Genomic DNA, 21,057 nt, shown 5'->3' on the forward strand with positions numbered 1-21,057 from the left:
TGGAAGTGTTAAACACAAGAATGTGGCAGTACTGGGGTGGGTACAATATTGATATTAAAGGTAATGATATTAAGGTTGCTGCTATACGATATGTACAACTCAATAATAGCAAATTAATAAGAATTCAGGCTGATATGTATAACCGAGGAGTCATATATCTAACTGGTACAAACTTAAGGGAGTATATAGGTAGCGTTAATGTTAAGTTTTATAGAGAATAGAAAGGGAACAACACATGACACAATTTAACGAACTCATCATTGCCTTTGCGACAGGCTTTTTAGCGGTAGTCTCAGGCAGCATGGTAAAAACAGTAAAAGATTATCTTTTGCGAAAAGGCGGAGAGAAAGCGGTGATTATCGCTGAAATCCTAGCCAAGAACGCAGTTCATGCCGTGGAGCAGGTAGCTCAAGAGACAGGTTTTAAAGGTGATGAAAAGCTTGAACAAGCTCGTGCTAAAATCCGTGCAGAGCTGACCAAATATAAGATCAGCATGACCGATAAGGACTTGGATACCTTTGTGGAGTCCGCAGTGAAGCAGATGAACGATGCTTGGAGGGAATAGGTATGGATATCGATACAAGCAGACTACGTACAGGCTTGCCACAGGTTGGGGTGCAGCCTTATAGACAAGTACATGCTCACTCAACAGGCAACCGCAACTCAACAGCTCAGAATGAGGCAGACTACCACTATAGAAAGGATCCTGAACTTGGGTTCTTCTCTCATGTCGTTGGTAACGGTCGTGTCATGCAAGTAGGCCCTGTAAACAACGGATCGTGGGATGTTGGTGGTGGTTGGAATGCGGAAAGCTATGCGGCAGTTGAATTGATTGAAAGCCATTCAACTAAAGAAGAGTTCATGACAGACTACCGTCTCTATATCGAACTCTTACGCAATCTAGCAGATGAAGCAGGCTTACCAAAAACACTTGATACAGACGACTTGGCAGGTATCAAAACGCATGAATACTGTACCAATAACCAACCAGACAACCATTCAGACCACGTTGACCCCTATCCTTATCTGGCAAAATGGGGCATTAGCCGTGAACAGTTCAAGCAGGATATTGAAAACGGCTTGATAATTGAAGCAGGCTGGAAGAAAAACGATACTGGCTATTGGTATGTACACTCAGACGGCTCTTATTCAAAAGATAAGTTTGAGAAAATTAACGGCACTTGGTACTACTTTGACGGCTCAGGCTATATGTTTGCAGACCGCTGGAAGAAGCACACAGACAGCAACTGGTACTGGTTTGACCAGTCAGGTGAAATGGCTACAGGCTGGAAGAAAATCGCTGAGAAGTGGTATTATTTTGACACAGAGGGCGCTATGAAGACAGGATGGGTCAAGTACAAAGATACTTGGTATTACCTTGACGGTAAAGAAGGTGCCATGGTATCAAACGCCTTCGTCCAGTCCGCAGACGGAACAGGCTGGTACTACATCAAACCAGACGGAACAATGGCAGACAAGCCAGAGTTTGAAATTGAGCCTGACGGTTTGATTACGACTAAATAGAAAGGCTTCAAAATAGATTACACCAACCGCAGGCTCAGGCTTGCGGTTTTTTTATTTTACAAAAACACACATTTTGAACGATTAGAAAGCAAAATCACAATCACAATCCTATTGTTCAAAAAAGCGTTTACATGAAGAATATGGAGAGAAAATCGTGGTGTATTATTGTCAAAAACGGTGTTTTGTTAAAAATAAAAAACAGTGACCGAAATCACTGCTTATCAGTTGTAGCAAATTCATAAAGTTTTTCCGCTGTGAGAAGTGCCATTTTGTCCATACTTGTTTTTCCTTTTCTGAGGTCAGAAACGGTAGTCCATGGAACTCCAGCGCCTTGCGAAATAGCAGATGTAGACATCGAACTGTCTAACAATTCTTGAATAACTTTTCTCATCTTATTTGTCCTTTTTGTTTTTTAGATAAATGTATACATTAATTGCAATTATAAAAATAGCTATTGCACTAACCATTGCATTTCCTCGTTCCATTTGATAAAATAGAGGTGTGAGGGGCTTTCGCCCCAACCTCTTAGCGTTTACCTTTTTCTTTTGCGGGATTTCGGTTTACGCTTTTTGTTTTGCCTTGCGACCGTTATTGCGGTCACTAGACTTGCGATAGCAGTTACCGTTTCAGGAATATTGTCTATTTCCTTTTCAAGTAACCTAAGCCAATCTTCTTTGTTCAATTTCATCACCCCCTTTCCTTATCTTGATTATATTATATCACGGTATACCGAGAAAGTCAAGAGTTTTGATGAAGTTTTTTAAAAAAACAGGGGGCAAAAAAGGGGCAAAAGTGTCGTAAACCTCTGTAAAATGATGTAAAAACATTTATTTAAAAGCTCAAAATATAGCTGTTTTAAAAGGTATTGTAAGATATAGTAAAACGATGTAAAGGTATTTGTAAAAGCCGATGAACTATAAAACCAGGCTCTTGTTTTGCGAGGTTCTTTTTTGAAATAAAAAGAGGTTGGGCAAAAAGCAATGTCATTAAGTTAAGAAATTTGGCTCTTTAAAATCAAAAACGCATAATATCCGGTGTTGACTTGAACCGTAATACTATGCGTTTTATTGTGAGAAAATTTATTTCATTTTCTCCTGAAATTGAGTTTTTACCCAGTCTCTAATGAGTTATTTCCAAGTGACCAGTTCGCTCCAAACGCTAACATTCGATATAGTAGAGGTTTCACCAGCTGGAACCCATTTGTTGGTGCCTAAGTATCTAACTTCTAGTTTACGAACGTTTACTGTGTAAGATGCTTTTAGTCTAATATAACCATAAGTGTAGGGTGGTACGTTATGGGAGACTGAGTGATTTAAACTAAGTCCAGCTCCAGACTCCGGAGCAGAAAAGCTAACACCTGCACCTACAGTCAGAGTAGCTCCAGCTTTTCCACCATAGGCAGTTGAACTTACAGGACCTGATGTGGTGCTTTTCTTGTAAGAGTGAGAGTATTTAGTTCTATAGTCTGCAACACCAGTTGCATTAGAACGAGTCTGATACGTAGATTTAGACTCTAAATAGGCGTCTCTAAGTTCAGTCGTATAAAATGACAATAACTCTCCTGTGTTGATATCTTTTACAATACGATTAGATACAATTTCATAATTTGTACCAGGATAGACATCAGCAAAAACCGTAGATGTTGTGACTAAGAATAATAGACTTGATAGTAGAGAGAAAAACAATAGTTTCAGTTTAATCATAACAAATTTCCTTTCTTCATGAGTAAAAGATTATTTTTTCAATCCTTTGAAAGTTATAATGCAACCCGAAATAATACTGAGAGTTCCTACAGGTCTCCAATATAGTTGCCAAAAGAATAAATTTATTCTTTCTTTCAGTGTCGCATAGGGTTCGGCATAATAGGGGTTGATGTGAAATAATAAAAAACCAAAACATAAAACTATGATTCCAGTTAAGAATAAAATGTCCTTATTTACTTTCCTCATAAAACCTCCTTTTATTTTATTTAAAGCGCTTTCTATTATTAGTATACGTCAAAAAAAGAAAAAAACAAGTCTATTTATTTATTTTTTTATATGGTATAATAGAATAGTTGGAGAGTTTTTATATAGCTTTAAAAGGCTGATATGAATACTTTGTATAATCTAATGATTCTTCAAAAAATTTCTTATTCAAACAAGAGCAAAGAGAAGGTGGGCTGCATATCAGAAGTTAGATGTATTTCTGTCTAACTTTTGAGGTGTAGTTCATTTTAAAACCACGCATCCTATGTGACTCGTGGTTCTTTTTTATAAACTAGTAGAGTGTTTTGGTTGTACTTTTTGCTCAGGGTCGATGTAGTTGATAGCATTATTGACAGCAGTTGGAGCTTCTCCGAGACCTGTCGCAATCAAGTCAATTTTTCCGTCATAGTAGCAGCAGTCACCGATAGCATAGATACCTGCTTGGCTAGATTCTTGTTTGCTGTTGACGATAATCTTGTGTCGGTTGAGTTCCAACCCCCAGTTTTTAAGATTACCGACAGAAGATTTGAAACCATAGTTGACAAAGAGGTGATCTAAGTCAATCGTTTCGGTTTCATCAGATTTGACTTTTGTGATTTCAAGTTTATCAATCGTGTTTCCATCTCCAAGGAGTTGGCTAGGGACGAATGGTGTCTTGATGGTCACAGATGATTCTTGCAAGGCTTGAACGCTGTGTTCCAAGGCACGGAAATTATCTCTGCGGTGAACAAGGGTAGTTGGTGCGATTTTTTCAAAAGCCAAAGTCCAATCCACAGCCGAATCTCCCCCACCAAGAATGGTCACTTTCTTACCAGCGTATTGCTGAATGTTAGAAACGTGGTAGTGGATATTTTCATAGCTCTCAACCCCTTCAAGTTCCAGCGGACGTGGTTTGAAGGCACCGCCACCCATAGCGATGATAACTGTTTTAGTCAGGTGACTTCCTTTAGAAGTTGTGATGGCAAATTCTTCTTCTTGTTTGTCAATCTCAAGAACCGTTTCATTGAGATGAATAGGGGTATCAAAGCTGTTTAGCTGTTCAATCAAGCGGTTAGTCAACTCTTCTCCAGTCAGGTTTGGGAAGCCTGGTACGTCTAGGATTTCCTTTTCAGGGTAGAGAATAGCAGGTTGTCCACCTAGCTGGGGAAGAGAGTCGATGATTTGAACCTTGGCTTGGCGTAGGTGGGCATAAAAGGCTGCAAAAAGCCCGACAGGACCACCACCCACAATGGTAATATCATAGAGTTGAGACATAGTTTCTCCTTTGTTTTTTCTAGTCAGTTTATTTTATCATATTTTTGTTCAATGTAAAATGGACTAGGATAGGGAAAAAATGCCAGAAAATGGTATAATAGGATGAAAGTGTTTTGATAGGGAGGATATCAGGGATGAATTTTCAACAATTATCCAATCTGCAATATTGGACCAGTTTGTTTGCAAGTCCATGGACGATAGCTATCAATCTGATTGATATTTTGATTGTTGCTTATATTTTATACCATTTTACAAAAGCTATTGCAGGAACCAAGATTATGATTTTGGTACGTGGAGTTTTGGTGTTTATTTTAGCTCAAATCCTTGCAAATATGATTGGTTTGACTACGATTTCTTGGTTAATCAATCAAATTATTACTTATGGGGTTATTGCGGCGGTTGTTATCTTCTCTCCAGAGATTCGGACTGGTTTGGAACGTTTGGGAAGAGCGACAGATTTCTTTTCCAATGCCCCTATTAGTGCTGAGGAACAGATGATTCGTGCTTTTGTTAAGTCTGTTGAATACATGAGTCCTCGTAAAATCGGGGCCTTGGTTGCTATTCAGCGTGTACGTACCTTGCAGGAGTATATTTCGACAGGAATTCCCTTGGATGCTAAGATTTCTGCAGAACTTCTCATTAACATTTTTATTCCCAACACTCCCCTACATGATGGTGCGGTGATTATCAAAGAAGAACGTATTGCTGTGACGTCTGCCTATCTGCCCTTGACAAAAAACACAGGGATTTCCAAGGAATTTGGGACCAGACACCGGGCGGCTATCGGTTTATCAGAAGTCTCAGATGCCTTGACTTTTGTCGTATCAGAGGAAACGGGAGGAATTTCGATAACCTATAATGGAAGCTTTAAGCACAACCTAACACTTGATGAATTTGAAACAGAATTACGTGAAATCTTACTTCCAAAAGAGGAAGCGGGTCTTAGTTTTAAAGAACGATTGCTAGGAGGATGGAAACATGAAAAAAAATAGTTTATATATCATATCCTCACTCTTTTTTGCTTGTGTCTTATTTGTCTATGCTACGGCGACGAATTTTCAAAACAGTACCAGTGCTAGGCAGGTAAAAACGGAAACCTATACGAATACAGTAACAAATGTTCCTATTGACATACGCTATAATAGTGATGAGTATTTTATTAGCGGTTTTGCTTCAGAAGTCTCAGTGGTCTTGACTGGTGCAAATCGCCTATCGCTAGCTAGTGAAATGCAAGAAAGCACACGTAAATTCAAGGTTACTGCTGACCTAACAGATGCCAGTGTTGGAACGATTGAAGTTCCTTTGAGCATTGAAGATTTACCCAATGGGCTGACCGCTGTGGCGACTCCGCAAAAAATTACAGTCAAGATTGGGAAGAAGGCTCAGAAGGATAAGGTAAAGGTTGTACCAGAGATTGACCCTAGTCAAATTGATAGTCGGGTACAGATTGAAAATGTCACGGTGTCAGATGAAGAAGTGTCGATTACGAGTGATCAAGAGACATTGGATAGAATTGATAAGATTATCGCTGTCTTGCCAACTAGCGAACACATAACAGGTAATTACAGTGGTTCAGTACCTTTGCAGGCAATCGACCGCAATGGTGTTGTCTTACCGACAGTTATCACTCCCTTTGATACAACAATGAAGGTAACTACAAAACCAGCAGCACCAAGTTCAAGCACATCAAATTCAACTACAAGCAGTTCATCGGAGACATCTTCGTCAACGAAAGCAACTAGTTCAAAAACGAATTAAAAATAGAAAAAGGATTTTATAAAAATGGGTAAATATTTTGGGACTGATGGAGTCCGTGGAGAAGCTAATGTGGAACTTACTCCAGAATTAGCTTTTAAGCTAGGACGTTTTGGAGGCTATGTTCTTAGTCAACATGAAACGGAAGCACCGAAAGTCTTTATAGGACGTGACACACGTATTTCAGGGGAAATGCTAGAATCTGCCTTGGTAGCTGGTCTTCTATCTGTAGGAATTCACGTATACAAACTAGGTGTTCTGGCGACACCAGCAGTAGCTTACTTGGTAAAAACTGAGGGAGCAAGCGCCGGTGTCATGATTTCTGCTAGCCACAACCCAGCCCTTGATAATGGAATCAAGTTCTTTGGCGGTGATGGCTTCAAACTAGATGATGAAAAAGAAGCAGAAATTGAAGCCTTGCTAGATGCTGAGGAAGACACTCTTCCTCGTCCAAGTGCAGAAGGCTTAGGAATTTTGGTAGATTATCCAGAAGGCTTGCGTAAGTATGAAGGATACCTTGTTTCAACTGGAACTCCTCTTGATGGAATGAAGGTTGCCTTGGATACAGCTAATGGAGCAGCTTCTACCAGTGCCCGTCAAATCTTTGCAGACCTTGGTGCCCAATTGACGGTTATCGGGGAAACACCAGACGGTCTTAACATCAACCTTAATGTTGGTTCAACACATCCAGAAGCCCTTCAAGAAGTGGTCAAAGAAAGTGGGTCAGCTATTGGTTTGGCCTTTGATGGAGACAGTGACCGCTTGATTGCTGTTGATGAGAATGGTGACATCGTCGATGGTGACAAGATTATGTACATCATCGGAAAATACCTTTCTGAAAAAGGACAATTGGCTAAAAATACAATTGTGACAACTGTGATGTCTAACCTTGGTTTCCACAAGGCCTTGAATCGCGAAGGTATTAACAAGGCAGTTACTGCAGTTGGTGACCGCTACGTTGTTGAAGAAATGAGAAAATCAGGCTACAACCTTGGTGGTGAACAGTCTGGTCACGTTATCTTGATGGATTACAATACCACAGGTGATGGTCAATTATCCGCTGTCCAATTGACAAAAATCATGAAGGAAACTGGTAGGAGCTTGTCAGAGTTGGCAGCAGAAGTAACCATCTATCCACAAAAATTAGTCAATATCCGAGTGGAAAATGCCGTGAAGGAAAAGGCTATGGAAGTGCCAGCTATCAAGGCTATCATCGAGAAGATGGAAGAAGAAATGGCAGGGAATGGTCGTATCTTAGTACGCCCAAGTGGAACAGAGCCCCTCTTGCGTGTTATGGCAGAAGCGCCTACCACAGAAGAAGTTGACTACTATGTTGATACCATCGCAGACGTAGTTCGAGCTGAAATTGGGATGGACTAAAACTTAGAAAACTAGATGAAAATAAAAAATTATGGTACAATAGCTTATAATATTGTAGCCGAGGGAGAAAGATATGAATCTTAAACGTGAACAAGAATTTGTTAGTCAGTATCATTTTGATGCGCGTAATTTTGAATGGGAAAATGAAAATGGAGCTCCTGAAACTAAGGTGGATGTGAACTTCCAATTGCTCCAACATAATCAAGAAAATCAAGTGACTTCCTTGATTGTCATCTTGACATTTATGATTGTATTTGATAAGTTTGTCATCAGTGGAACCATTTCACAGGTAAATCATATCGATGGCCGTATTGTCAATGAACCAAGTGAATTGAGCCAAGAAGAAGTGGAAACTTTGGCTCGTCCATGTTTGAATATGCTCAACCGTTTGACTTACGAAGTAACTGAAATTGCATTAGACTTACCAGGAATCAATTTGGAGTTCTAATATGAAACTAGCTGTTATCACAGATTCTTCTGCCTATCTCAGTGCAGAGACCTTGCAAAGAGAAGATTTGTATGTCTTGGATATTCCTGTCAATATTGATGGTGAGGAGTATGTCGAAGGCATCAATCTGACTGCTGAGGAATTTTACCCAAAAATGGCTCAGGCTTCTGAATTGCCTAAGACCAGTCAACCAAGTATTGCCAAGTTAGATGAGATCTTAACTTCGCTCAAAGAACAAGGTTATACACATGCCTTGGGGCTGTTCCTATCTTCTGGAATTTCAGGTTTTTACCAAAATATCCAGTATATGGTGGATGACTATGAGGGTTTAACCATTGCTTTCCCAGACACTTTGATTACAAGCGCTCCCCTAGGCATCATGGTTGAAAGCGTCTTTAACTGGCGAGATCAGGGCGATGATTTTGCTATCATTCAGGATAAGCTAGCTATTCAAATCAGCCGTACGTCAGCTTTTATCATGGTAGATGACCTGGATCATTTGGTAAAAGGTGGGCGCCTTTCAAATGGGGCTGCCATTTTGGGCAATTTGCTTAGCATTAAGCCAATCCTTTATTTTAACGATCAAGGTGTGATTGAAGTTTACGAAAAAGTTCGTACGGAAAAGAAAGCAACCAAGCGCTTGATTGAAATCATCAAGGAAACAACGGCTTCAGGCCAATATCGGGTCATTGTCATTCATGGGAATGCTCCTGAAAAGGCTGAAGAATTGCGTCACCACTTGATTGAATCTGGAGTGGGTACGGATATTTCACTAGCTACATTTGGTAGTGTCATTGGAACCCACCTAGGAGCAGGAAGTATTGCTCTAGGTTATATTCCAGTGATTTAGTTGGCACTTTTAGACTAGTTAAGATGCCTTGTATCTTAGCAATTGAACACGGACTACCTGCCTCTTGAAAAAAGATGCCTGTCTTGCCTTTCGTGGCAAGTCAGCGTCATTCCCTATTTTTCATGGGCAGCTAAGGTCCTTTGTATCTTGATAATTGAACACGCCTGGGACCCTGTGTGAAAAAGATAGTTCTTCCAAGGAGTAGACACTTCTTGATCAGAATTCCTATTTTCACTTTGTGTTCTTACAGGCCTTGTATCTTAGCAATTGAACACGGACTACCTGCCTCTTGAAAAAAGATGTCTGTCTTGCCTTTCATGGAAAGTCAGCGCCATTCCCTATTTTTCATGGGCAGCTAACGTCCTTTGTATCTTAGACAGGAGTAGAGATGAGTATTCGAGTAATTATTGCCGGTTTTAAGGGAAAGATGGGCCAAGCTGCTTGTCAGATGGTCTTGGCTGATCCAGACTTAGACTTGGTAGCAGTTTTGGATCCTTTTGAGTCTGAGTCAGAATGGCAGGGAATTCCTGTTTTCAAGGATAAGACTGATTTAGCAGGCTTTGAAGCAGATGTCTGGGTAGACTTTACTACACCAGCTGTTGCCTATGAAAATACACGCTTTGCTCTTGAAAATGACTTTGCTCCAGTAGTTGGCACAACAGGCTTTACTAGTGAAGAAATTGCAGAGCTAAAAGAATTTTCTCGTGAACAAAATTTGGGTGGTTTGATCGCTCCAAATTTTGCCTTGGGTGCTGTCTTGCTCATGCAATTTGCAAGACAGGCTGCCAAATATTTCCCAAATGTGGAGATTATCGAGCTCCATCATGACAAGAAAAAGGATGCTCCGAGTGGAACAGCTATTAAAACAGCTGAGTTGATGGCGGAAGTTCGAGAGTCTACTCAGCAAGGTGCGCCTGATGAGGAAGAATTGATTGCAGGTGCCCGTGGTGCTGACTTTGATGGTATGCGTATTCACTCAGTTCGTTTACCAGGCTTGGTAGCCCATCAGGAAGTCATCTTTGGCAATCAGGGAGAAGGATTGACCCTCCGTCATGACTCCTATGATCGCAGCTCCTTCATGACAGGGGTGAATTTGGGAATTAAAGAAGTTGTCAAGCGTCATGAGCTTGTCTATGGATTAGAACACTTATTATGAGATTAACGCAAATGCCTTCTGAATTTCAGAAGGCTTTACCAGTATTAGAAAAAATTAAAGAAGCAGGTTTTGAGGCCTATTTTGTTGGGGGCTCTGTTCGAGATGCCCTTCTCAATCGTCCCATCCATGATGTGGATATCGCAACGTCTTCTTATCCAGAAGAGACCAAGCAGATTTTTCCGCGAACAGCCGATATCGGAATCGAGCACGGAACCGTCTTGGTCTTAGATGGCGATGAGGAGTATGAGGTGACCACCTTTCGGACAGAGGATGTCTATGTGGACTATCGCAGACCCAGTGCGGTTTCCTTTGTGCGCTCGCTAGAAGAAGACCTCAAACGCCGTGATTTCACAGTCAATGCCTTTGCCTTAGATGAGACAGGAGAAATTGTTGACTTGTTTCATGGTTTAGACGATTTAGAAAACCAAGTCTTGCGGGCAGTTGGAGTGGCTAGTGAGCGTTTCAACGAAGATGCTTTGCGGATTATGCGTGGTTTCCGTTTTCAGGCCAGTCTTGGCTTTGAACTTGAGCCAGAAACGTTTAAAGCTATGAAGACCTTGACGCCACTTTTGGAGAAAATTTCTGTAGAGCGTACTTTTGTTGAGTTTGATAAACTCTTGCTGGCTCCGTTTTGGAGAAGGGGCTTGGTTTCCATGATTGAGAGTCAAGCTTATGACTATCTCCCTGATATGGCAGCTAGCCAGGACAAGCTTAACAGACTGTTTGATTTGGAGACTGATTTCACCTTTGAATCCTCTGAACAAGCCTGGGCGGCTTTACTATGGGCTTTGGAGATTGAAAATGCGCAGCCATTTTTGAAGGCTTGGAAGACCTCACGCCAGTTTGCCAAGCAAGTTCAGGATTTGCTGACTATTTTGGCCTTGCGTGAAAAGGGAGAATTGAGGAAGCGCGATTGTTATCGCTTTGACTTGGCTTTACTTTTACAGGCTGAAAATCTTCGTCAGGCCCAAGGAAAAGAAGTTAACCCACAAGCTATCACAGAAACCTACCAGAGTCTGACCATTCATGACAAGAAAGAAATTCAGATTAATGGTGGCATTTTGATTAAGGAATATGGCTATCAACCGGGACCAGACTTGGGAGAGATTTTAACAGAGATTGAGTATGCCATTGTCGATGGAGAATTGGAAAATGACCGTCAAGCCATCCATGCTTACCTGAGGGAGAAAAAATGAGTGATTTTATTGTTGAAAAACTAAGTAAATCCGTCGGTGACAAGACCGTTTTTAAGGATATTTCCTTTATCATCCATGACTTGGATAGAATTGGTCTAATCGGTGTCAATGGGACTGGTAAGACCACCCTTTTAGATGTTCTTTCTGGTGTTTCTGGCTTTGATGGGGATGTCAGTCCCTTTTCAGCTAAGAATGATTACCAGATTGGCTACTTGACTCAAGATCCTGATTTTGATGATAGCAAGACGGTCTTGGATACGGTTCTTTCCAGCGACCTCAAGGAAATCCAGCTCATTCGTGAGTATGAGTTGATTATGCTCAACTACAGTGAGGACAAGCAGGCTCGTTTGGAGCGTGTCATGACGGAGATGGACTCTCTTCAAGCTTGGGAAATTGAGAGTCAGGTCAAGACCGTTCTTAGCAAATTGGGCATTCAGGACTTATCCACTCCAGTTGGGGAATTGTCAGGTGGTCTAAGAAGACGGGTCCAGTTGGCGCAAGTTCTTCTTGGCAACCACGACCTCTTGCTTCTGGATGAGCCGACCAACCATCTGGATATTGCGACTATTGAGTGGCTGACCCTCTTTTTGAAAAATTCCAAGAAGACCGTCCTTTTTATTACCCACGACCGCTATTTCCTAGATGCTTTGTCAACTCGGATTTTCGAATTGGATCGCGCAGGCTTGACCGAGTACCAGGGAAATTATCAGGATTATGTTCGCCTTAAGGCGGAACAGGACGAGCGCGATGCGGCTCTTCTCCACAAAAAGGAACAACTTTATAAGCAAGAATTGGCCTGGATGCGCAGACAACCGCAGGCGCGTGCAACCAAGCAACAAGCTCGTATCAATCGTTTCCATGACTTAAAGAAAGAGGTTTCAGGCAATACTGCTGAGACAGACTTGACCATGAACTTTGAAACCAGTCGGATTGGGAAGAAAGTCATCGAGTTTCAGGATGTTTCTTTTGCCTATGAAAACAAGCCCATTTTGCAAGATTTTAATCTCTTGGTGCAATCTAAAGATTGTATTGGTATTGTTGGTGACAACGGTGTTGGAAAATCAACCTTACTCAACTTGATTGCAGGAAGTCTTGAACCAACTGATGGACAAGTTATCATTGGGGAAACGGTTCGCATTGCCTATTTCTCTCAGCAAATTGAGGGCTTGGATGAAAGCAAGCGAGTGATCAATTATCTACAGGAAGTGGCAGAAGAGGTCAAAACCAGCGGTGGTTCTACGACTTCGATTGCAGAGTTGCTGGAGCAGTTCCTTTTCCCACGTTCGACGCATGGAACCTTGATTGAGAAATTGTCTGGGGGAGAGAAAAAACGTCTTTATCTCCTCAAATTGCTTTTGGAAAAACCAAATGTTCTCCTTTTGGACGAGCCGACCAATGATTTGGACATTGCAACCTTAACAGTTTTGGAGAATTTCTTGCAAGGCTTTGCTGGTCCAGTTTTGACTGTTAGTCACGACCGCTATTTCTTGGATAAGGTAGCGACCAAGATTCTGGCTTTTGAAGATGGCAAGATTCGTCCTTTCTTTGGTCATTATACCGACTATCTTGATGAACAAGCCTTTGAAACAGAGATGGTCAATCAAGTGCAAAAGGCCGAAAAGGAAAAAGTGGTCAAGGTTCGAGAAGACAAGAAACGCATGACCTACCAAGAAAAGCAGGAGTGGGCAAGCATTGAAGGCGATATTGAAGCCTTGGAAAACCGTATCGTTGCTATTGAAGAGGAAATGCAGGCTAACGGCTCTGACTTTGGTAAGCTGGCTACTCTCCAAAAAGAATTGGATGAGAAAAATGAAGCACTCCTTGAAAAATACGAACGCTATGAGTATCTCAGTGACTTTGATAGTTAGAAGAATAGAAAAAGCCCGTCTCATGACAGGATTTCTCTATTCTTTTTTTGTTTCCTGGTGGAAGACATTTTGCCAAGTTTCGTGGCGACGCCAGATACTGGTATGGACGATACCATCTAATTCATAGCAGATGAGTTTGGTCTTTTGACTGATGGAAGTGATTTGGATGTCCTTGATAGCTGAATTCAAGTCTTTTTCTGCTTTATAGGCCTCTTTATCCATCTGCTTTCCGTCTTGGCGAATATAGACAAAATCGTCAGCTAAGAGTTCTTCCAGTTGATTTCCTTGGTCAATCAATTGTTCACGCATGAGCAATTTTTTATAGACATTGTCTAAAATTTCATCCTCAGGGATAGGCGCTGGCTCAATATGGACATCGGTATCAAAAACCCCAAAACGTTCCTCCAGCATAGACTCGACCTGATCCGCGATTTCATGACTCTCAAAAACAGACAGGTCAGGGTTCATCTCTAGCGTAATATCCAGGTAGATGTTGCTACCGTAGGTACGACCTCTTTGGGACTTAACCTTGCTGATTTTGGGAATTTCCATGATGGCCTTTTGATAATCCTCAAGCAGACGGTCGTCAAAGCCATCCGAAAGGCTAAAGGAAGACTCGATGAAGATATCATAGGCAGTCTTTAAGATAAAGAAAGTGATGATGATAGCAACCAGTTTATCCACAATGGGATAATTGAAACTACTAGCTAGGATGGCAATGGTGGTTCCAAGTGAGGTGACAGCATCAGAAAGATTGTCCTTTGCTGCGGCCTTCAGTGCCTTGGAGTTGGATTTCTTACTGAGGCGAGTATTGTAGAGATAGACCACAAACATGATCGCTGCAGACATAATTCCTAGAGTTGCACCCAGAGGATCAATGACCGTTTCTTCACGACTGAGAATCTTTTGAATGGTATCCCTTAGAACATCAAAGCCAACATAGAACATGATGATGGAAGTGATTAAGCTAGCCAAATCCTCAATCTTCCAGTGGCCAAAACGGTGGTCTCGGTCAGCAGGCTGGCGTGCCATCCTGATTCCAATCAAGAGGGCCACATTTCCAATGATGTCCGACACGTTGTTGAAACCATCGGCCACCAAACTGGATGAATGAAGAAGATGGCCAGTAGCCAATTTCGCTGCAGACAAGAGCAGGTAGGTTGAAATACTGATAATGGCACCACGTTCAGCTAACTTGAGATTTGAGATAGATTGCTTCATTCAACTTCCTTTCTAGTCATATAGCATTCTACCATTATACTGGTTTTCAAGGGAAAATTCAAATAAGGTAGTTTTTACTCTTTTAAAACTACCCAAAATTTGGTATAATAGTACTACTCAAGGGAGTAGCTGGCAGAAACCTGTGATAGTGTCGTCATTCCGAATTTTATACTGAAAAGTATGTTTTCCGGCCCTATCTTAAATAGCGAGACTTGTTATGATTAACAGGTCTCTTTTTGTTTGTCGTGAAAAGATGCGATGAGGGAAAAGAGAGTCTGTTTTGCACACAATGTCAAGGAGGAGACACATGTCAAAAGAACAAGAACGCCAAGCGTTTTACACTCAGAGTCCTGAAGAGGTCTTGAAGGCTGTGGATGCGACCGAGCAAGGTTTGTCATCAAGTGAGGCGGAAAAGCGCCTTGCCGAATTTGGCCACAATGAACTCGAAGAAGGCGAGAAACGATCAATCCTGGTCAAATTCATCGAGCAATTTAAGGATTTGATGATTATCATCCTAGTTGCAGCAGCAATCTTGTCAGTCGTGACTTCTGGTGGGGAAGATATCGCAGATGCCATTATCATTTTAGCCGTGGTTATCATTAACGCTGCCTTTGGTGTTTACCAAGAAGGAAAAGCAGAAGAAGCTATCGAAGCCCTCAAATCCATGTCTAGTCCAGCTGCCCGCGTTCTGCGTGATGGGCACATGGCTGAGATTGACTCTAAAGAATTGGTACCTGGAGATATCGTTGCCCTTGAAGCTGGTGACGTAGTACCAGCAGACCTACGTTTGCTAGAAGCCAACTCTCTTAAGATCGAAGAGGCTGCTCTGACAGGTGAGTCTGTACCGGTTGAAAAAGACTTGACAGTCGAGCTTGCGACAGATGCTGGTATTGGTGACCGTGTCAATATGGCCTTCCAAAACTCAAACGTAACCTACGGTCGTGGGATGGGAGTTGTTGTCAATACAGGTATGTACACGGAAGTTGGTCATATCGCGGGCATGCTTCAAGACGCTGATGAGACGGATACACCCCTCAAACAAAACTTGAACAACCTTTCTAAGGTCTTGACCTATGCAATCTTGGTCATTGCCCTTGTTACTTTTGTAGTGGGTGTCTTCATTCAAGGGAAGGATCTACTTGGTGAGTTGTTGACTTCTGTTGCCCTTGCCGTTGCAGCCATTCCAGAAGGACTTCCTGCTATCGTGACCATCGTTCTTTCCCTTGGTACTCAAGTTTTAGCCAAACGACATTCCATCGTTCGTAAGTTGCCAGCAGTTGAAACACTTGGTTCAACTGAAATCATCGCTTCTGATAAGACTGGTACGCTGACCATGAACAAGATGACGGTTGAAAAAATCTTCTACGATGCAGTCCTACATGACTCAGCTGATGACATTGACCTGGGTCTTGAAATGCCCCTCCTTCGTTCAGTTGTCTTGGCCAATGATACGAAAATCGATGTGGAAGGCAACCTGATTGGTGATCCAACCGAAACAGCCTTTATCCAGTATGCCTTGGACAAGGGCTACGATGTCAAAGAATTTTTAGACAAATATCCTCGTATGGCGGAGTTGCCATTTGACTCTGACCGTAAGCTCATGTCAACAGTTCATCCACTTGCAGATGGACGCTTCCTCGTAGCTGTTAAAGGTGCGCCAGACCAACTCTTGAAACGTTGTGTTCTTCGTGATAAGGCTGGGGATATTGCTCCGATTGATGAGAAGGTCACAAACCTCATTCATACAAACAACTCTGAAATGGCTCATCAAGCCTTGCGTGTCCTTGCAGGTGCGTATAAGATTATCGATAGCATTCCAGAAAACCTCACTTCTGAAGAGCTGGAAAATAATTTAATCTTCACTGGTTTGATTGGGATGATTGATCCTGAACGTCCTGAAGCCGCTGAGGCTGTTCGTGTGGCTAAGGAAGCTGGAATTCGTCCAATCATGATTACAGGTGACCACCAAGACACCGCAGAAGCTATTGCCAAACGTTTGGGAATCATTGATGCAAACGATACAGAAGACCACGTTTTAACTGGTGCTGAGCTCAACGAATTATCTGATGAAGACTTTGAAAAAGTTGTTGGTCAATACTCTGTTTATGCCCGTGTGTCTCCAGAGCACAAGGTTCGTATCGTCAAGGCTTGGCAAAAACAAGGTAAGGTCGTTGCCATGACAGGTGATGGTGTCAATGATGCCCCAGCTCTGAAAACAGCAGACATCGGTATCGGTATGGGAATCACTGGTACAGAGGTTTCTAAGGGGGCTTCTGATATGATTCTTGCTGACGACAACTTTGCGACTATTATCGTTGCAGTTGAAGAAGGACGTAAGGTCTTTTCAAATATTCAAAAGACTATTCAGTACTTACTTTCTGCCAATACTGCTGAAGTATTAACCATCTTCCTATCAACCCTCTTTGGTTGGGACGTCTTGCAACCAGTTCATCTTTTGTGGATTAACTTGGTAACCGATACCTTCCCAGCAATTGCACTAGGTGTTGAACCTGCTGAGCCTGGCGTCATGAACCATAAACCACGTGGACGCAAGGCAAGCTTCTTCTCAGGTGGTGTTTTGAGTTCTATTATCTATCAAGGTGTACTCCAAGCAGCTCTTGTTATGAGTGTTTATGGTCTTGCGATTGCTTACCCAGTTCATGTGGGTGACAATCATGCCATTCATGCAGATGCCCTAACGATGGCCTTTGCAACCCTTGGTTTGATTCAGCTCTTCCATGCTTACAATGTCAAGTCTGTCTACCAATCCATCTTGACAGTTGGTCCATTCAAGTCTAAGACCTTTAACTGGTCCATCTTGGTATCCTTTATCCTTCTCATGGCAACAATCGTTGTAGAACCGCTTGAAGGAATCTTCCACGTAACCAAACTAGACTTGTCACAATGGGGAATTGTTATGGCTGGAAGCTTCTTAATGATTATCATCGTCGAAATCGTTAAGTTTATTCAACGCAAACTCGGTTTTGACAAGAATGCGATTTAAGGGAGGTTTCGGATGTCAGCATATCAATTACCGACCGTATGGCAGGATGAAGCTAGTAATCAAGGAGCCTTTACGGGCTTAAATAAACCAACAGCAGGTGCCCGTTTCGAACAAAACTTGCCAAAAGGAGAACAAGCTTTTCAGCTTTATTCACTGGGAACACCAAATGGTGTGAAGGTCACTATCTTATTGGAAGAATTACTAGAGGCTGGTTTTAAGGAAACGGCTTACGACTTGTATAAGATTGCTATCATGGATGGGGATCAATTCGGATCAGACTTTGTGAAGCTCAATCCAAATTCCAAGATTCCAGCCTTATTGGACCAGTCAGGTACTGAAGATGTAAGAGTCTTTGAGTCTGCTCATATTCTTCTTTACCTTGCTGAGAAATTTGGAACTTTTTTACCAAGTAATCCTGTGGAAAAGGTAGAAGTTTTGAATTGGCTATTCTGGCAAGCAGGTGCAGCACCTTTTCTAGGTGGGGGATTTGGACATTTCTTCAATTATGCCCCTGAAAAATTGGAATATCCTATTAACCGTTTTACGATGGAAGTGAAACGCCAGTTGGATTTATTGGATAAGGAATTGGCTCAGAAACCTTATATTGCAGGCAATGACTATACGATTGCAGATATTGCCATCTGGTCTTGGTATGGACAGTTAGTTCAAGGAAAACTTTACCAAGGTTCTGCAAAATTCTTGGATGCCTCAAGTTACCAGAATTTAGTAAAATGGGCAGAAAAAATTGCCAATCGTCCAGCTGTTAAGCGTGGGATGGAAGTAATTTATAAAGAAATTAATACTCTTTGAAAATCTCTTCAAACCACGTCAGCGTCGCCTNNCAGTGTTTTGAGCAACCTGTGGCTAGCTTCCTAGTTTGCTTTTTGATTTTCATTGAGTATAAGTAGCAAAAAAGTCATCTTCGGATGGCTTTTTGCTACAGTTGAGGGAAAGGGATTGCAGTTATCGGCTTTTGTGCTATAATTGTTATAATATAGTAAAAAACAAGAGGAGTGTGAGGAAGTGGAAAAGAAAATTGTAAAAGATATTTTGTTTTTATCTCAGGCATCTCAGCCGGCAAGTCAGGAAGACCTTTATCTTGCCAGAGATTTGCAGTATACACTCTTAGCAAATCGTGAGACCTGCATTGGTCTAGCTGCCAATATGATTGGGGTGCAAAAGCGCGTGATTATCTTTAATCTTGGCTTGGTTCCCGTGGTCATGTTTAACCCAGTGCTTCTGTCCTTTGAAGGATCCTATGAGGCAGAAGAAGGCTGTTTGTCCTTGGTAGGTGTGAGATCAACTAAGCGTTATGAAAGCATAACGGTGTCCTATCGAGACATTAAGTGGCAGGAACAGACCATTACCTTGACAGGCTTCCCAGCTCAGATTTGCCAGCATGAGTTGGATCACTTGGAAGGACGAATCATTTAGGAGGAAAGCAAATGAAACGAATAGTCTTTGAACTTATTTTTATCGCAACGACCTGGTATATCTTTTTACCGCCCCTTAACCTGACCAGCTGGGAATTTCTCTTTTTCCTCTGTGGGCATTTGCTGCTTGTAGCAATCTTATTTGGCTTTGGCAAGGGAATCAATCTGGTCAAAACGGTTCATGTGCGCCACGGTAAGGCGGAAGCTGCCTTAAATCTTGAGGGTTTCAAAATCAATCGGTTAGGGAAAATTCTGTTAGCTTTGATTGGAGGAATTCTTCTCTTGGCAGCTTTGGTTTCCTTGGTAACTTCCAGCATGTTTCAGGCTAAAAATTATGCCAATGTAGTCACGGTTACGGAAAAAGACTTTACTGAATTTCCTAAGAGTGACACCAGTAAGGTTCCTATCCTAGATAGAAGTACTGCTGAAAAAATTGGAGACCGCTACTTGGGTTCCCTAACCGATAAGGTGTCGCAATACGTAGCGGCAGATACCTATACCCAATTGACAATTGATGGGAAACCTTATCGGGTCACACCACTAGAATATGCAGACCCTATCAAATGGTTTAACAATCAAGCCAAGGGAATCGGTGAGTATATCAAGGTGGACATGGTAACTGGAAATGCGGATTTGGTGGACTTGAAGACACCAATCAAGTATTCAGACTCGGAGTATTTTAACCGTGATGTCAAACGTCACCTGCGCTTGAAGTACCCGACCAAAATCTTTAAAACTCCATCTTTTGAGGTGGACGATGAGGGCAATCCTTTCTATGTAGCAACGGTTTACCAAAAGCAATTTGGACTTGCGGTTCCTCGTCCTGCTTCAGTCATTATCTTGGATGCTACAAATGGAGAAACCAAGGAATACAGCTTATCAGATGTTCCAGAATGGGTGGATAGGATCTATCCAGCAGAGGAAACCATTGAGCAAATCAACTACAACGGCAAGTACAAGGACGGTTTCTTGAATGCCATGATTTCCAAGAAAAACGTGACCCAGACTACCAATGGCTATAATTACTTGTCTATCGGTAATGACATCTATCTCTACACAGGTGTGACGTCGGCTAATGCGGATGAGAGTAATCTTGGTTTCATCCTTGAAAATATGCGAACAGGAGAAATTACTAAGTATAGCTTGGCTTCTGCGACAGAAGAATCAGCCCGTGAATCAGCAGAAGGTGCTGTTCAGGAGAAATCCTACAAAGCAACCTTCCCAATCCTCATCAACCTCAATGACAAGCCTTTCTACATCATGGGTTTGAAGGACAATGCTGGCTTGGTCAAAGAGTATGCTCTAGTAGACGCAGTCGAGTACCAAAATGTTATCGTAGCTACTACAGTGGAAGAGATGCTCAGCAAGTATGCCAATAAAAACGACCTTGAAATTGACAATGCAACGACAGAAAGCATCAAGGGAGTAGTAGCAGACCTCAAATCAGCTGTTATCAAGGGCGACACCGTCTACTTCTTTAAAGTTGATGGCAAGATTTACAAGGTTAAGGCCTCAGTATCAGATGACCTTCCTTACCTTGAAAATGGTAGAACCTTCGAAGGTCAAGTAGGAAAAGACAGCTATCTCAAGACCTTTAAAGTACAGTAATACTCCGCGAAAATCTCTTCAAACCACGTCAACTTTATCTGCAACCTCAAAGCTGTGCTTTGAGCAACCTGCGGCTAGTTTCCTAGTTTGTTCTTTGATTTTCATTGAGTATAAAAAAGGTTTATTTAAGAAATATATGTTATAATAAGGTAAATTAAGACTAATGGAGGATAACAAATGGGTTTTTATTTGATGCTTGCTTCAATGCTACTCGGACTGCTTGCTTTGAAGATAGGTTTTTCTCAGTTCAAGGAGAAAAAAGATAAATTCTTATCTATCTTAACAAGTTTAGCTGGCCTAGCCCTTGTTCTCGTGGCTGTCTGGTTAGGATGGCCCAAATAAATAGAGAAGCCTCGGTTAAACCGAGGTTTTTTCATACTCTTCGAAAATCTC

21 protein-coding genes are annotated in these 21,057 nt (G+C 41.8%); 16 read left to right on the forward strand and 5 right to left on the reverse strand.

Translation table 11 applies throughout. The features are described from left to right. From HT709_RS11575 to HT709_RS01520, 3 genes are all read left to right on the forward strand, one after another. On the forward strand, positions 1 to 221 hold a 221-nt coding region (locus HT709_RS11575; RefSeq protein WP_205403336.1), incomplete at its 5' end, for a hypothetical protein. A 14-nt stretch (positions 222 to 235) separates the two neighbouring features. Continuing rightward, positions 236 to 565: a phage holin gene (locus HT709_RS01515; RefSeq protein WP_172925443.1), complete on the forward strand. Its 330-nt coding sequence runs from the start codon at positions 236 to 238 to the stop codon at positions 563 to 565. 2 nt (positions 566 to 567) lie between these two features. Next, positions 568 to 1,524, forward strand: a complete 957-nt coding sequence (locus HT709_RS01520; RefSeq protein ID WP_172925444.1) for an N-acetylmuramoyl-L-alanine amidase family protein — start codon at positions 568 to 570, stop codon at positions 1,522 to 1,524. Positions 1,525 to 1,735: 211 nt separating this feature from the next. Here the strand turns inward: HT709_RS01520 and HT709_RS01525 are convergent, their stop codons facing one another. The 4 genes from HT709_RS01525 to HT709_RS01540 form a co-directional block, all read right to left on the reverse strand. After that, positions 1,736 to 1,915, reverse strand: coding sequence for a hypothetical protein (locus tag HT709_RS01525; protein WP_023937752.1), 180 nt, complete (start codon positions 1,913 to 1,915; stop codon positions 1,736 to 1,738). A gap of 141 nt (positions 1,916 to 2,056) precedes the next feature. Further along, a complete protein-coding gene (locus tag HT709_RS01530) occupies positions 2,057 to 2,212 on the reverse strand; it encodes a hypothetical protein (RefSeq protein ID WP_205403337.1) in 156 nt (51 codons plus the stop codon). Between the two features lie 439 nt (positions 2,213 to 2,651). Beyond that, positions 2,652 to 3,077, reverse strand: a complete 426-nt coding sequence (locus tag HT709_RS01535) for a hypothetical protein (protein ID WP_226373187.1) — start codon at positions 3,075 to 3,077, stop codon at positions 2,652 to 2,654. Positions 3,078 to 3,776: 699 nt separating this feature from the next. After that, positions 3,777 to 4,745, reverse strand: a complete 969-nt coding sequence (locus HT709_RS01540; protein WP_000081020.1) for an NAD(P)/FAD-dependent oxidoreductase — start codon at positions 4,743 to 4,745, stop codon at positions 3,777 to 3,779. 134 nt (positions 4,746 to 4,879) lie between these two features. On the opposite strand from HT709_RS01540, the gene cdaA reads away from it, so the two are divergent. From cdaA to HT709_RS01580, 8 genes are all read left to right on the forward strand, one after another. Beyond that, positions 4,880 to 5,737 carry a diadenylate cyclase CdaA gene (gene cdaA, locus HT709_RS01545; RefSeq protein ID WP_001011065.1) on the forward strand — a complete coding sequence of 286 codons (858 nt, stop codon included), beginning with the start codon at positions 4,880 to 4,882 and terminating at the stop codon, positions 5,735 to 5,737. Next, positions 5,724 to 6,503, forward strand: coding sequence for a CdaR family protein (locus HT709_RS01550; protein WP_000742288.1), 780 nt, complete (start codon positions 5,724 to 5,726; stop codon positions 6,501 to 6,503). Before cdaA ends, HT709_RS01550 begins: the two co-directional genes overlap by 14 nt. Positions 6,504 to 6,527: 24 nt before the next feature. Beyond that, positions 6,528 to 7,880 (forward strand): phosphoglucosamine mutase, encoded by a 1,353-nt coding sequence (glmM, locus tag HT709_RS01555; RefSeq protein ID WP_000521437.1) that lies wholly within the window; start codon positions 6,528 to 6,530, stop codon positions 7,878 to 7,880. A gap of 73 nt (positions 7,881 to 7,953) precedes the next feature. Further along, positions 7,954 to 8,328, forward strand: coding sequence for a DUF1149 family protein (locus tag HT709_RS01560; RefSeq protein ID WP_001050094.1), 375 nt, complete (start codon positions 7,954 to 7,956; stop codon positions 8,326 to 8,328). A gap of 1 nt (position 8,329) precedes the next feature. Further along, positions 8,330 to 9,178: a DegV family protein gene (locus HT709_RS01565; protein ID WP_000762177.1), complete on the forward strand. Its 849-nt coding sequence runs from the start codon at positions 8,330 to 8,332 to the stop codon at positions 9,176 to 9,178. Between the two features lie 388 nt (positions 9,179 to 9,566). Then, entirely contained in the window at positions 9,567 to 10,334 is a 768-nt protein-coding gene (gene dapB / locus HT709_RS01570) for a 4-hydroxy-tetrahydrodipicolinate reductase (RefSeq protein ID WP_000027875.1), read from the forward strand. Next, complete coding sequence (locus HT709_RS01575) at positions 10,331 to 11,530, forward strand: CCA tRNA nucleotidyltransferase (protein WP_345890582.1); 1,200 nt, start codon at positions 10,331 to 10,333, stop codon at positions 11,528 to 11,530. The genes dapB and HT709_RS01575 overlap by 4 nt, the downstream gene beginning before the upstream one ends. After that, a complete protein-coding gene (locus HT709_RS01580) occupies positions 11,527 to 13,398 on the forward strand; it encodes an ABC-F family ATP-binding cassette domain-containing protein (RefSeq protein ID WP_138700388.1) in 1,872 nt (623 codons plus the stop codon). The genes HT709_RS01575 and HT709_RS01580 overlap by 4 nt, the downstream gene beginning before the upstream one ends. 36 nt (positions 13,399 to 13,434) lie before the next feature. On the opposite strand, the gene mntE is transcribed toward HT709_RS01580, so the two are convergent. Beyond that, positions 13,435 to 14,619 carry a CDF family manganese efflux transporter MntE gene (gene mntE, locus HT709_RS01585; RefSeq protein WP_000813943.1) on the reverse strand — a complete coding sequence of 395 codons (1,185 nt, stop codon included), beginning with the start codon at positions 14,617 to 14,619 and terminating at the stop codon, positions 13,435 to 13,437. A gap of 307 nt (positions 14,620 to 14,926) precedes the next feature. On the opposite strand from mntE, the gene HT709_RS01590 reads away from it, so the two are divergent. From HT709_RS01590 to HT709_RS01610, 5 genes are all read left to right on the forward strand, one after another. Next, positions 14,927 to 17,623 carry a cation-translocating P-type ATPase gene (locus HT709_RS01590; RefSeq protein ID WP_172925445.1) on the forward strand — a complete coding sequence of 899 codons (2,697 nt, stop codon included), beginning with the start codon at positions 14,927 to 14,929 and terminating at the stop codon, positions 17,621 to 17,623. Between the two features lie 12 nt (positions 17,624 to 17,635). Continuing rightward, positions 17,636 to 18,433 carry a glutathione-dependent disulfide-bond oxidoreductase gene (gene yghU / locus HT709_RS01595; RefSeq protein ID WP_001277396.1) on the forward strand — a complete coding sequence of 266 codons (798 nt, stop codon included), beginning with the start codon at positions 17,636 to 17,638 and terminating at the stop codon, positions 18,431 to 18,433. Positions 18,434 to 18,646: 213 nt separating this feature from the next. Continuing rightward, positions 18,647 to 19,057, forward strand: a complete 411-nt coding sequence (locus HT709_RS01600; protein WP_138700386.1) for a peptide deformylase — start codon at positions 18,647 to 18,649, stop codon at positions 19,055 to 19,057. 11 nt (positions 19,058 to 19,068) lie between these two features. Then, positions 19,069 to 20,664, forward strand: coding sequence for a hypothetical protein (locus HT709_RS01605; protein ID WP_000822846.1), 1,596 nt, complete (start codon positions 19,069 to 19,071; stop codon positions 20,662 to 20,664). Between the two features lie 177 nt (positions 20,665 to 20,841). After that, positions 20,842 to 21,006 (forward strand): YczI family protein, encoded by a 165-nt coding sequence (locus tag HT709_RS01610; RefSeq protein WP_049511965.1) that lies wholly within the window; start codon positions 20,842 to 20,844, stop codon positions 21,004 to 21,006. Positions 21,007 to 21,057 lie beyond the last annotated feature (51 nt).

This window comes from Streptococcus sp. 1343, assembly GCF_013277355.1.
In the GTDB taxonomy this organism is placed as follows: domain Bacteria; phylum Bacillota; class Bacilli; order Lactobacillales; family Streptococcaceae; genus Streptococcus; species Streptococcus pseudopneumoniae.